General features: G+C 52.2%; 12 protein-coding genes. 7 read left to right on the top strand and 5 right to left on the bottom strand.

Annotated features, from left to right (window positions below; all coding sequences use genetic code 11):
• Window positions 1-86: 86 nt before the first annotated feature.
• A complete protein-coding gene (gene mobB, locus PSSD_RS12715; protein ID WP_058972468.1) occupies window positions 87-593 on the bottom strand; it encodes a molybdopterin-guanine dinucleotide biosynthesis protein MobB in 507 nt (168 codons plus the stop codon).
• Window positions 590-1,165 (bottom strand): molybdenum cofactor guanylyltransferase MobA, encoded by a 576-nt coding sequence (gene mobA, locus PSSD_RS12710; RefSeq protein ID WP_039328036.1) that lies wholly within the window; start codon window positions 1,163-1,165, stop codon window positions 590-592. The genes mobB and mobA overlap by 4 nt, the downstream gene beginning before the upstream one ends.
• Before the next feature lie 71 nt (window positions 1,166-1,236).
• Here mobA and PSSD_RS12705 point away from each other — a divergent pair, with 71 nt between their 5' ends.
• From PSSD_RS12705 to spfP, 5 genes are all read left to right on the top strand, one after another.
• Complete coding sequence (locus PSSD_RS12705; RefSeq protein ID WP_039328039.1) at window positions 1,237-1,512, top strand: YihD family protein; 276 nt, start codon at window positions 1,237-1,239, stop codon at window positions 1,510-1,512.
• A 46-nt stretch (window positions 1,513-1,558) separates the two neighbouring features.
• Window positions 1,559-2,545: a serine/threonine protein kinase gene (locus PSSD_RS12700; RefSeq protein ID WP_039328041.1), complete on the top strand. Its 987-nt coding sequence runs from the start codon at window positions 1,559-1,561 to the stop codon at window positions 2,543-2,545.
• Window positions 2,546-2,571: 26 nt separating this feature from the next.
• Window positions 2,572-3,201, top strand: a complete 630-nt coding sequence (dsbA, locus tag PSSD_RS12695) for a thiol:disulfide interchange protein DsbA (protein ID WP_038644001.1) — start codon at window positions 2,572-2,574, stop codon at window positions 3,199-3,201.
• 366 nt (window positions 3,202-3,567) lie between these two features.
• Window positions 3,568-6,357, top strand: coding sequence for a DNA polymerase I (gene polA / locus PSSD_RS12690; protein WP_058972467.1), 2,790 nt, complete (start codon window positions 3,568-3,570; stop codon window positions 6,355-6,357).
• 275 nt (window positions 6,358-6,632) lie between these two features.
• Window positions 6,633-6,680, top strand: a complete 48-nt coding sequence (gene spfP, locus PSSD_RS28520) for a small protein SpfP (RefSeq protein ID WP_071892919.1) — start codon at window positions 6,633-6,635, stop codon at window positions 6,678-6,680.
• An 86-nt stretch (window positions 6,681-6,766) separates the two neighbouring features.
• Here spfP and yihA read toward each other — a convergent pair whose 3' ends face one another.
• On the bottom strand, window positions 6,767-7,408 hold the full coding sequence (gene yihA, locus PSSD_RS12685) for a ribosome biogenesis GTP-binding protein YihA/YsxC (protein WP_039328050.1): 642 nt from the start codon (window positions 7,406-7,408) through the stop codon (window positions 6,767-6,769).
• Window positions 7,409-7,962: 554 nt separating this feature from the next.
• Between yihA and yihI the strand changes: the two genes are divergently transcribed.
• Window positions 7,963-8,484 carry a Der GTPase-activating protein YihI gene (yihI, locus tag PSSD_RS12680; protein WP_058972466.1) on the top strand — a complete coding sequence of 174 codons (522 nt, stop codon included), beginning with the start codon at window positions 7,963-7,965 and terminating at the stop codon, window positions 8,482-8,484.
• Window positions 8,485-8,720: 236 nt separating this feature from the next.
• The gene (hemN, locus tag PSSD_RS12675) at window positions 8,721-10,094 is read left to right on the top strand and encodes an oxygen-independent coproporphyrinogen III oxidase (RefSeq protein ID WP_058972465.1); all 1,374 of its coding nucleotides are present in this window, start codon (window positions 8,721-8,723) and stop codon (window positions 10,092-10,094) included.
• Window positions 10,095-10,143: 49 nt separating this feature from the next.
• Here the strand turns inward: hemN and glnG are convergent, their stop codons facing one another.
• Window positions 10,144-11,553, bottom strand: a complete 1,410-nt coding sequence (gene glnG, locus PSSD_RS12670; protein ID WP_039328060.1) for a nitrogen regulation protein NR(I) — start codon at window positions 11,551-11,553, stop codon at window positions 10,144-10,146.
• 7 nt (window positions 11,554-11,560) lie between these two features.
• A complete protein-coding gene (gene glnL, locus PSSD_RS12665; RefSeq protein ID WP_039328063.1) occupies window positions 11,561-12,610 on the bottom strand; it encodes a nitrogen regulation protein NR(II) in 1,050 nt (349 codons plus the stop codon).
• Window positions 12,611-12,745: the final 135 nt, after the last annotated feature.

Below are 12,745 nucleotides of genomic sequence, written 5' to 3'. Positions count from 1 at the left end.
CATACAAACAAAGTAAAACGCCTAGAACGTAAGTCGAGGGCTTTTTTACGTCTAAAATTCAGCCACCTCTTCCAAAAAATCTCTGTTTATTGGCCTCTTTTCAGCCACTCTTCAATAAAATCAGCCACCTTAACTGTTTGATTAATATCAAGGAGAGGAAGGTTGATTGCCAATTTCTCATCGCTTGCCACAGCAATCACGTATTCATCCAATAAATCGGTCACCCCACCTTTAACACCGTGCCGCCAGAGGGCAATTTTGGGCACCGGTTCGCCCTTAAAGCCTTCAACCAGCACCAAATCCAAGATTGAACTGTCCATTTTGGCCGCTAACGCCGTCAAATCTAACGGCTGATCCGGGGTTTCACACATCAAAGCCCAGCGTTGGTTACTGGCGACGATCACTTGGTCGGCACCCGCTTTTCGCAGCAAATAGCTGTCCTTTCCCGGTGTATCTATATCCATTTGATGGTGAGTGTGCTTGATTAACCCTGTACGGATGCCTCGTTCCTTTAGCAAAGGGATAACCTGCTGTAACAAGGTGGTTTTTCCTGTACCGCTCCATGCCACAACTGCCAGCAACGGCACGCTCATGACAGGTTCTCCTCATTCATCAAATCGTCCGGGGTATTGATGTTGCGAAACGCCGACTCAGGATCGGTAAATGTCACCGCATGGCCGCCGTGCTCCCGTAGGAACTGCATTAAACGTCGCTCACCGCGTAACAGCCAGGCTTCCAGATCATCGGCTAATGATCGATGAACCAGCGCTAATGCGGGATGATCGCGCTGCGTCGAACGTACCCAGACAGCGGGGGCATTGCCGCGCTGCTGCCATAAACGTGCGACGAAATCCTCTGGAAGCCAGGGCGTATCACAGGCGCAAAAGGCGACCCATTCGGTTTTGCTGTGCTGCAAACCACTCAGCATGCCAGCCAGAGGCCCTGGGAAATCAGACATAGAATCAGTAATCACCTGACAGCCGCTATGCTGATAACGATCAATGTTACGGTTCGCGCTTATCAACACAATATTGACCTGCGGCATGAATCGCTGCAGAACGTGCTGATAAAGCGGTTTGCCCTGCAGTTCCAGCAGCCCTTTATCTTGACCTCCCATACGGCTGCCTTGCCCACCGGCGAGGATCACGCCAGTCAATGCTGTCATTTTCGTCTCCTTAGTCATTCTGGACGATACTTGCATCACGGCAGCGTACCACCTGCGTAAAGGAATCAACGATGAAATATCACCGCCTTAATGAACTTCTCGAACTCCTGCAACCGGCATGGCAAAAGGAGTCGGATCTTAACCTGCTGGCATTTTTACAAAAATTGGCGCAGGAATCCGGTTTCAGTGGCCCATTAAGTGAATTAACCGATGATGTATTGATTTACCATCTCAAGATGCGTGATGCTGACAGCCATGCTGAAATTCCCGGACTGAAAAAGGATCACGAAGTGGACTTCAAAACTGCGCTATTACGTGCGCGCGGTGTGATTAAGGATGATGAGTAGTGTTATCCTTGCGCATGACTTGCAACGGTAACCTACAGACAAAATGATGAGCGAAGCTGCCTTTACTTTCCAGACGCTGGACCCTGATGTCATCCTCGATGCACTTTGGGATGCGGGTCTGCGTGTCGAATCAGGCCTAACCGCCCTCAATAGCTACGAGAACCGTGTTTATCAGTTCAGCGATGATGAAAAGCGTCGCTATGTGGCCAAGTTTTATCGTCCACAACGCTGGAGTGCGCAGCAGATTCATGAAGAGCATCAGTTCACACGGGATCTGCTGGCAGATGAAGTTCCGGTGGCAGCGCCATTGACGCTGCAAGGCAGCACGCTGAACCAGCATGCCGGATTTATGTTTGCCGTTTTCCCCAGTCTGGGAGGACGACAATATGAAACAGATAACGAAGAACAGATGGAGTGGGTGGGGCGTTTTCTGGGCCGCATCCATCAAACCGGTCGTCAGAGTCTGTTTCAGCAGCGCCCAACAATGGGTCTGGAAGAGTATGTGTTCCAGCCTCGTCGGGAACTGGAGCAAAGCACACTGGTGCCTGGTGCGCTGAAAGACGCACTGCTGAACGCCGTAGATAAACTCAGCAGCACGCTGCAGCAGTGTTGGCATAGCCAATGGCAACCTCTTCGGCTGCACGGTGACTGCCATCCGGGTAATATTCTATGGCGCGATGGCCCGATGTTTGTCGATCTGGATGACGCGCGTAACGGCCCGGCCGTGCAGGATTTATGGATGTTGGTGAATGGCGATCGTCAGGAGCAACTGATCCAATGGGACATTCTGCTGGAAGCTTATAATGAATTCAGTGACTTCGATTTACATGAATTGTCACTGATTGAGCCTTTACGCGCTATGCGCATGGTTTATTATTTGGCCTGGGTGGTACGCCGTTGGCAGGATCCCGCTTTTCCGCGCGCTTTTCCCTGGATGACCGATGAGGATTTCTGGCGCCGACAGATTGCACTATTTATCGAGCAGGAGAGGCTGTTACATCAACCCCCGTTGCAGCTTAGCCCGCAATTTTAATGAAGTACTCAGGAGATTTTTTCACGATGAAAAAGATTATGTTTGCGCTGGTAGGATTAATGCTGGCATTTGGCGCTTCAGCCGCACAGTTTAACGACGGCAAACAGTTTGTTACGCTGCCAAAGCCGGTTGCGGGTGAACCGCAGGTGCTGGAGTTCTTCTCCTTCTTCTGCCCACACTGCTACCAGTTCGAACGTGTTTATCACGTGAGTGATGCAGTGAAAAAGAACCTGCCAGCTGACACCAAAGTGACGAAATATCACGTTGATTTCCTGGGCGGCGATTTCGGCCCAGTCGTTACTCAGGCGTGGGCTGTAGCGATGGCGTTGGGCGTGGAAAGCAAAGTCACTGCACCGATTTTCGATGGCATCCAGAAAACCCAAACCATCACCGATGCAGCAAGCCTGAAAGCGACCTTCATCCAGGCGGCGGGCATCTCTTCTGAAGATTATGATGCCGCATGGAACAGCTTTGCGGTAAAAGCGTTGGTGGCGCAGCAGCAGAAAGCAGCCTCTGACCTGAACTTGCAAGGTGTGCCTGCGATCTTCGTTAACGGCAAATACATGGTCAACAATGGCGGCCTTGATACCAGCTCTATGGACAATTTCGTTGCTGATTATGCCAACGTAGTGAAGTTCCTGGTTGAGAAGAAGTAATCAAGCTTGATAAAACGCCGACAATGTCGGCGTTTTATCGCCATTATCACTGCGCAACACTCATACTCCTGTTAACCCTCCGCTTAATATCCACATGGACGATCACCTTTTTAAAAAGGTGTTGTGCATCACGGTAAGTTGATAACTATCTGAATATAAAGTTTTTTTATCAGTAAAATGATTGCAATTAACGTAAATAACAATACGTTATGATTTTTACGCACAAAGTTATCCACAACCCGATCCTTGCGATCCGCTCCGCGTAACCGCGAAAAAGATCCTGACTTCCCCGCACAGATTCAACATTCTTCTCTGGTTGTGGCATCCTTATAGCCCTCATTATCGCAACGAAGAAAATACGAACCTATGGCGCAAATTGCAGAAAACCCTCTGATTCTGGTAGACGGCTCCTCTTATCTCTATCGGGCATATCATGCCTTTCCGCCGTTAACCAACAGTGCTGGCGAGCCAACAGGCGCCATGTATGGTGTGCTCAACATGCTGAAAAGCCTGTTGATGCAGTATCAGCCGAGCCACGTGGCTGTTGTCTTCGATGCGAAAGGCAAAACCTTCCGTGATGAGTTATTCGAGCACTACAAATCTCACCGTCCGCCGATGCCTGACGATCTGCGTGCACAGATTGAACCGCTGCATGAGATGGTTAAAGCGATGGGTCTGCCATTATTGGCTGTAACTGGCGTTGAGGCCGATGATGTTATCGGTACACTGGCGCTGGAAGCCGAGAAGCAAGGCCGTGCAGTGTTGATCAGTACCGGTGATAAAGACATGGCGCAGCTGGTCACGCCGGGCATCACGCTGATTAACACCATGACCAATACGGTGCTGGGTCCGGAAGAGGTTGAGCAGAAATATGGTGTTCCGCCGTCACTGATTATCGATTTCCTGGCCATGATGGGCGATAGCTCGGACAATATTCCCGGTGTGCCGGGCGTGGGAGAGAAGACGGCACAAGCACTGCTGCAAGGGTTAGGCGGCATGCAGTCGATTTACGACAATCTCGATAAAGTGGCCGATCTTTCGTTCCGTGGCGCGAAAACCATGGCGGCGAAGCTGGAGCAAAACCGTGAGGTGGCTTTCCTCTCTTATCAGCTGGCGACGATTAAGACCGACGTTGAGCTGGAGCTGGGCTGTGAGCAGCTCACGGTTAACGAGCCTGACGTCGAAGCGCTGCAAACTTTGTTTGGCCGTTACGAGTTCAAACGCTGGATCACCGATTTACAGGATGGCACCTGGCTTCAGGGTAAGAAGAGCAATACCCAGGCTCAGAAATCACTGGCAAGTGAACCTGTGGCCGCAGCCGCGGAAACAGCCAGCGTGCTGTCATCGGATGGCTACGTCACCATTCTTGATCAGGCGACCTTCGACGAGTGGCTGCAAAAGCTGAAAAATGCGGAGCTGTTTGCCTTCGATTTGGAAACCGATTCGCTGGATAACTGGAGCGCCAACATTATTGGTCTCTCCTTTGCGATCGCGCCGGGTGAAGCGGCTTATCTTCCGGTGGGCCATGACTATCTTGATGCACCAGACCAGCTGGACCGCACCGACGTCCTGAAACAGCTGAAACCGCTGCTTGAAGATGCCAAAGCCGCGAAAGTGGGGCAAAACCTCAAGTACGACCGCGGCGTGCTCAAGAATTACGACATTGAGCTGAAAGGCATTAAATTCGACACCATGCTGGAGTCTTACTGTCTGAACAGCGTTGGCGGTAAACATGATATGGACAGCCTGGCGGCGCGCTGGTTGAACCACAAAACCGTGACCTTTGAAGAGATTGCCGGAAAAGGCAAAAATCAGCTGACCTTCAACCAGATTGCGATTGAGCAGGCCGCTCACTACGCCGCAGAAGACGCCGATGTCACGCTGCAGCTGCACATGCAAATGTGGCCAAAGCTGGAGCAGGAAGCGGGGCCGAAGCAGGTATTTACCGACATCGAAATGCCGCTGGTTACGGTGATTTCTCGTGTTGAGCGTAACGGCGTGTTGATCGATCAAAACATTCTGGCGAAACATTCGCAGGAGCTGACCACCCGTTTGGCTGAGCTTGAGCTGAAGGCACACGAATTAGCCGGTGAGCCGTTTAATCTCTCTTCTACCAAACAGTTGCAAACCATTCTGTTTGAAAAGCAGGGCATTAAACCCACCAAGAAAACGCCGGGCGGTGCCCCATCAACCAGTGAAGAAGTGCTGGCGGAGCTGGCTCTCGACTATCCGCTGCCAAAAGTGATTTTGGAGCACCGTGGTCTGTCGAAGCTGAAATCGACCTATACCGACAAATTGCCACTGATGATCAATCCGAAAACCGGTCGCGTCCATACCTCTTATCATCAGGCAGTTACCGCAACCGGGCGTCTCTCTTCCACCGATCCGAACCTGCAAAATATCCCGGTGCGTAATGATGAAGGTCGTCGTATTCGCCAGGCGTTTATAGCGGGTGCGGATAAGCGCATTGTGGCGGCTGACTACTCGCAAATTGAACTGCGTATTATGGCGCACCTGTCACAGGATAAAGGCTTGCTGGATGCCTTTGCGCAGGGAGAAGACATTCACCGTGCCACGGCGTCAGAAGTGTTTGGTGTGGCGCTGAGTAAGGTGTCAGGGGAGCAGCGTCGCAGTGCCAAAGCGATTAACTTTGGTTTGATCTATGGCATGAGCGCATTTGGTTTATCGCGTCAGCTGAATATCGGTGCCGGCGAAGCGAAGAAGTATATGGATCTCTATTTCGAACGTTATCCGGGCGTGCTGCGCTATATGGAAGAGACGCGTGCGCAAGCTGCGGAGAAGGGCTACGTTGAAACGCTTGAGGGCCGCCGTCTGTGGCTGCCGGACATCAATTCTAGCAACGCCATTCGTCGTAAAGCGGCGGAGCGTGCGGCGATTAATGCCCCGATGCAAGGCACGGCAGCAGATATCATTAAACGCGCGATGATTGCAGTGGATGGATGGTTACAACAGCAGAATGATGATGCAGTGCAGATGATCATGCAGGTACACGATGAATTGGTGTTCGAGATCCGCAATGATGCGGTTGAGAGTGCCAGTGCGACGATCCGTCAACTGATGGAGAGCAGCATGAAGTTGGATGTACCGCTGCAGGTTGAAGTCGGAACGGGTGATAACTGGGATCAGGCACACTAACAGGTGAATGTTGGCGGCATCTCGGTGCCGCTGACATCATCATAAGAAAAAAGTTTGATTAATCGGTTCAGCAAACCCGCAAAGTCGCTTGTAAAATGCACGTTGGGTAACTGCTTATCCCCTAAGCATTTTTTTAGTAATTAAACTACATGCCTTAAGCCAAAGTGTGACGAACCTGGTAAAAAAGATGTCGAATCCTGAAACTTAACAACAAAAAAACCTTTGTCGGTCAGGAAAAATCAGGTAAAGTTCATCGCGTAGGGTACAGAGGTAAGATGTTCTATCTTTCAGACCTTTTACTTCACGTAATCGGATTTGGCTGAATATTTAGCCGCCCCAGTCATTTATGACTGGGGCGTTTTTTATTGGGCTTTTTCTGAAAAGCGGGCTGATAAACCCGCCGGAGAGATTAGGCGGATGGTGCTTCGCTATCGCCTTCCTGCGCCGGTTCCAGTTCAGCGAACCAGCTGTCCAGCTTTTGACGAACGATATCCACACCCAGCTTTTTCAACGATGAGAACATCTCGACCTGCACATCACCCATAAAGCCCAATGCAGCTTCACGCACCATCTTGAGCTGTGCTTTACGCGCGCCTGAGGCCAGCTTATCCGCTTTAGTTAACAGTACCAGCACCGGAATGCCACTCTGAACGGCCCACTCAATCATGTTCTGATCAAGGTCTTTCAATGGATGGCGGATATCCATCAGCACCACCAAGCCTTTCAGTGCCTGACGTTTCTGCAAATATTCAGACAGTGCGCGCTGCCACTTGCGCTTCATTTCTTCCGGTACTTCCGCGTAACCGTAACCTGGCAAGTCCACTAAGCGCTTACCATCAACCACTTCAAACAGGTTGATGAGCTGGGTACGACCAGGCGTTTTACTGGTACGTGCCAGACCTTTCTGATTGGTCAGGGTGTTCAGTGCGCTGGATTTGCCCGCATTAGAGCGCCCGGCAAAGGCGACTTCAATGCCCGCATCCGCCGGCAAATGGCGAATATCCGGGGCGCTGAGCATAAAATGGGTCATGTGATAGTTCAAAGCAGACAAAGTAAAACTCCAGCAGAGTGATTCGGCAATTGGGCTGATTATACCTGTTATGGCGCAAAAGTGCCCGATGGCGTCTTAACGCGCTATTTTGTAAGAGATCAACGATTGTTACTGCCAGTCATTACCGCTTAATGAAATGTTCACATTAAGACTTGTTGTTAATAATCATGGTGTTAATGGAATGATGAAAAAGACCGCTCTAAATAAGAGACAAGTCTCACTTGTTCATTTTACTGATTGGTCTACATTGAGTGTCAGTGCACGGCAGCACCCATCAGGATGATGCGCTCAGGAGTGTCGGGGAAGACCAAGAGCATGGCAGGAAGTGATTCAGGCACGAGTCAGACAAGGAAAAGGAATACTCGCAGGAGCGATGGGGCGAAGGAGCAACCGGGACGTGGTGAGCCGTAAAGGATTGATACCGTAATTCCTTCATGAGAAGGTGCGAAATAAGGCGATAGCATAGGCTATCGCCTTTTTTCTTTGCCCGCTTTCTGCTAGATTTCGCCGCAATTCTATACTGAATTCACTTAGCATCACTGAGACCGGACACCATGAAGCAACCTGCATCAGCCCCGCGTGGCAAACCTGCTGCAAAAGCCAAGCGCAAATCGCGTGAAGAACTCAACCAGGAAGCGCGCGACCGCAAACGCGATAAAAAACACAGTGGCCACAAATCTGGCAGCCGTGCCAATCCGGAAGTGCAAGCCGCAAATAAAGGCCAGGGTAAAAAAAGCCAGGACCCACGCGTAGGCAGCAAAAAGCCGATTGCGCTGGTGGCCGATGGTAAAACTCAGCCAGAGAAGAAACCCGCCGCGCAACCCAAGCCGAAAGCGGAAAAAGTGCGTTTAACGCCGCAGGAAGAGCTGGCCAAGCTGGAAAATGATGAGCGTCTGGATACGCTGCTGGATCGTCTGGAAAATGGCGAGATGCTGAGCGGCGAAGATCAGGCCTGGCTGGACCAAACCTTAGACCGCATCGACGAGCTGATGGAAACCCTGGGCATTGCCTTGGATGACGAAGCGGAAGATGAACAGGCGGAAGTAGATATGATGCGCCTGTTAAAGGGCAACTAAGGCACTTTTTGATCGGCATGCGTGTTACCGCATGCCGCGCTAAACAGGTATTCGCTTATGCTTTGGCCTGGATCAATTTTAGCGCTGCTACTGACATGTTATCTGCTGTGGTTATTGTTTAAACTACGCCGCCTGTCGCGTCTGAAGTCGCGTATACGCCGGCGTTCGGCTCACCGCTTCATCCACTCTTCTGCTACGCGACCCTCTCTCAGACGACGTCACCGTAAGGAGTGAGCATGTCATCGCAGCAGATTGAATGGGATCAGCGCCTGATTGAAAAATACAATTACGCAGGCCCGCGCTACACCTCTTATCCCACCGCGTTGGAGTTTAATGAAAACTTCGGCGAGGCGGCATTTCAGCATGCCGTCGAACGCTATCTTGAGCGCTCTCTGTCACTGTATGTACACATCCCATTCTGCCATCGTCTGTGCTATTTCTGCGGTTGCAATAAGATTGTCACGCGCCAGTTGCACAAGGCAGACCGCTATCTTGATGTGCTTGAACAGGAAATCCGTCAGCGAGCCCCGCTGTTTGCTGGTCGTCGCGTAACCCAACTACACTGGGGCGGCGGCACGCCAACCTTTCTTAACCCGGCACAGGTGAGCCGGCTGGTGGCGCTATTACGCAGCCATTTTGACATTGCGGATGATGTTGAAATGTCGATCGAGGTCGATCCACGTGAAATTGAACTGGAGATGATCGATCATCTGCGTGCCGAGGGGTTTAACCGACTGAGCATGGGCGTGCAGGACTTCAACAAAGCCGTGCAGGAGCGTGTTAACCGCGTTCAGGATGAAGAGACCATCTTTGCCCTGGTCGAGCGTGCTCGGGCGCAGGGGTTCCGTTCCGTGAGTCTCGATTTGATCTACGGCCTGCCGTTGCAAACGCCAGAGAGCTTTGCTTTTACCTTGCAGCGGGTAATCGCACTCAATCCCGACCGCCTTAGCGTGTTTAACTATGCGCATATGCCCACCCTGTTCGCGGCGCAACGTAAGATCAAAGATGATGAACTGCCCAGCGCCGCCCAGAAGTTGCTGATTCTGCAGCAAACTATCGCAACCTTAACCCGCGCGGGCTACCAATTCATTGGGATGGATCACTTTGCCAAGCCAGATGATGAGCTGGCTGTGGCACAGCGTGCCGGTGTGCTTCATCGCAACTTCCAGGGTTACACCACCCAGGGAGAGAGCGATCTGCTCGGTTTCGGGGTGTCGGCGATCAGTATGCTGGGTGACGGCTATGCGCAGAACCAGAAAGATTTGAAGGCGTATTATCGCGACGTTGAGCAGCGTGGCAATGCCTTGTGGCGCGGCCTGACGTTAAGCGATGATGATTGCCTGCGCCGCGATGTGATCAAAGCGCTGATCTGTAATTTCTCTCTGGATTTTTCTGCCATTGAGGCGCAATGGCCAATCGATTTTGACGACTATTTCGCAGAGGATTTAGCGCTGCTTGCGCCGTTAATCGCCGATGGCTTGCTGGAACAGCAGGGGCGCAGCCTGCAGGTAACGGGGATTGGACGTTTGCTGATTCGCAATATCTGCATGTGCTTTGATCGTTACCTGCGCCAGAAAGCCCGCCTGCAGCAATTTTCACGTGTGATATAAAAACAAAAGGCGGCCTGAAGGCCGCCTGCGGTTGCACTAAGCTGCAATCTTACTCCATACCCAGTTCTTTCAATTTACGCGTCAGCGTATTTCGACCCCAACCGAGTAACCGTGCGGCTTCCTGCTTGTGCCCCTGAGTGTGGCGCAGTGCGGTGGTGAGCAGCGTACGCTCCATTTCCGGCTGAGCTTCAGAGAGCAGGTTTTGATGACCGGAACGCAGCGCGCGGTCCGCCCATTGTGCCAGCAGTGTTGCCCAGCTATCCGGCAGTGACTGCACAGGGCTATCTGGCGTGCTCGACTCAAACAGTTCCGGCGGCAGGTCCTGAATCAACACTTCCTGGCCCGCAGCCATTACGGTTAACCAACGGCAGGTGTTCTCCAGCTGGCGCACGTTACCGGACCAATGCAGACGCGTCAGTGCGGTTTCCGTCTCCTGGTGCAGAATTTTCGCTTCCACACCCAACTCACGCGCAGCCACCTGCAGGAAGTAGCGCGCCAGACGAGGGATGTCTTCACGACGCTCGCGCAGTGGCGGCAGATGGACACGAATCACGTTGAGACGGTGGAACAAGTCTTCACGGAACTTGCCTTCCTGCACGCGCAATTCAAGGTTTTGGTGGGTTGCCGCGATGATGCGTACGTCCACTTTCACCGGCGCATAGCCGCCCACGCGATAAAACTGGCCATCAGCCAAAACGCGTAACAAGCGGGTCTGCACATCGAGCGGCATATCACCGATTTCATCGAGGAACAGCGTACCGCCGTCAGCTTGCTCAAAGCGACCCTGACGAATCTGGTTTGCCCCGGTAAAGGCACCTTTCTCGTGTCCGAACAGCTCGGATTCGATCAGGTCTTTAGGAATGGCAGCCATATTCAGCGCGATAAACGGTGATTTAGCCCGCGGGCTATGGCGATGCAGCGCATGCGCCACCAACTCTTTACCGGTACCTGATTCGCCGTTAATCAGCACACTGATCGACGAGCGCGACAAGCGGCCAATTATACGGAACACATCCTGCATCGCTGGCGCTTCGCCAATGATATCGGTAGTGGGGCCGCTCACCGGCTGATTGCGCGGCTGCTGCTGCTCCTGATAATGGCTAATCGCACGTTCAACCAGTGCCACCGCCTCATCGATATCAAACGGTTTTGGCAGGTAATCAAACGCACCCTGCTGATAGGCGCTCACTGCGGCATCCAAATCCGAATGCGCGGTCATGATGATCACCGGCAGCATAGGATGACGCTGTTTAATTTGTTTCAGCAACGCCAGCCCATCCATGCCCGGCATGCGAATATCTGATAACAATACATCTGGGGTTTTACTTGAGAGTGCATCCAGCACCTCATTGGCGCTGTCAAATGTTGCGCAGCTCAAACCGGCTCCAGTGAGCGCACGTTCAAGCACCCAGCGGATGGAGCTATCGTCATCGACGATCCAGACTATCCCTCGTTGCATAGAAACCTCACTGGCGAATAGGCAGGTAGACCGAGAATTCGGTGTGTCCTGGCCAACTGTTAAATTCTATTTTTCCTGAATGCTGATCGATCAGACTGCGGGCGATGGAGAGACCTAAACCCGTGCCCCCTTCGCGTCCGCTGACCATCGGATAGAACAGCGTATCTTGTAGCTGGGCAGGTATGCCTGGGCCATCATCTTCAATATCAATGCGTGCCACTAAGCGATAACGTGTGCCGTGCAGCGTCAGTTGGAAAGCAGTGCGCGTGCGGATGACGATAGTGCCGCCTTCCTCACCCAGCGCTTGCAGGGCATTACGCACTACATTAAGCAGCACCTGCTCAATCTGGTCAGGGTCATGCGGCAGTTCTGGCAGGCTGGGGTCGTAATCACGCACCAGCGAGACATTGTCCGGTAACTCCATTGAGACCAGGTTGACCACGCGCTCGGCCACCTGATGAATGCTTTGTGTAACGTGCATACCCGGCTGTTGTGGCCCGAGTAAGCGATCGACCAGATTGCGCAGGCGGTCCGCCTGTTCAATGATGATCCGGGTATATTCATGCAGCGACGGATCGGGCAGGGCACGGGTTAATAATTGTGCCGCGCCGCGTAATCCACCCAGCGGGTTTTTAATTTCATGTGCCAGTCCGCGCACTAAATCGCGGGCTGCGACCTGCTGTGCATGTTGCAACTGTTCCTGGCTCAGGCGACGTTGATTATCCATCGGCGCCATTTCCAGCAAAATAAGACCATCGGGCAGTCGTTGCGCCGTCAGCGACATAATGTGCGCCCGGCCATCAACCACCAAAGTGACTTCGCTGTCGGTAAAGCCCTGGCCTGCTCCAAGACTCTCGCTCATCACCTCAATATTCAGCGAAAAATAGCCGGTTAATTCCGGTAATGGCGTGCCGAACAATTTGCGTGAGCTTTGCGCCAGTAATTGCTGAGCTGCCGGGTTGGCATAATGGATAACCAGATCGTTATCGACCAGCAAAATACTGTTGATTAGAGAGTTGAGTATCTGCCCCGCGTCGGGCAGCGTGCCAGTAGCCATACAGCGTTCCTCTGCACTAAGTTAGTGCATTATAGCCTTTTAGGACGGAAATCTGTCTTTGAAACGGTATTTGCGCGGAGAAAAAAGCCCATCCGGAGATGGGCCAAAGTTTCCACGGCAATATAAAAAGTTTTC

It is taken from the genome of Type-D symbiont of Plautia stali (genome assembly GCF_001485335.1).
Taxonomy (GTDB): Bacteria; Pseudomonadota; Gammaproteobacteria; order Enterobacterales; family Enterobacteriaceae; genus Pantoea; species Pantoea vagans_C.
This window is presented reverse-complemented; position numbering and strand designations above follow the sequence as displayed.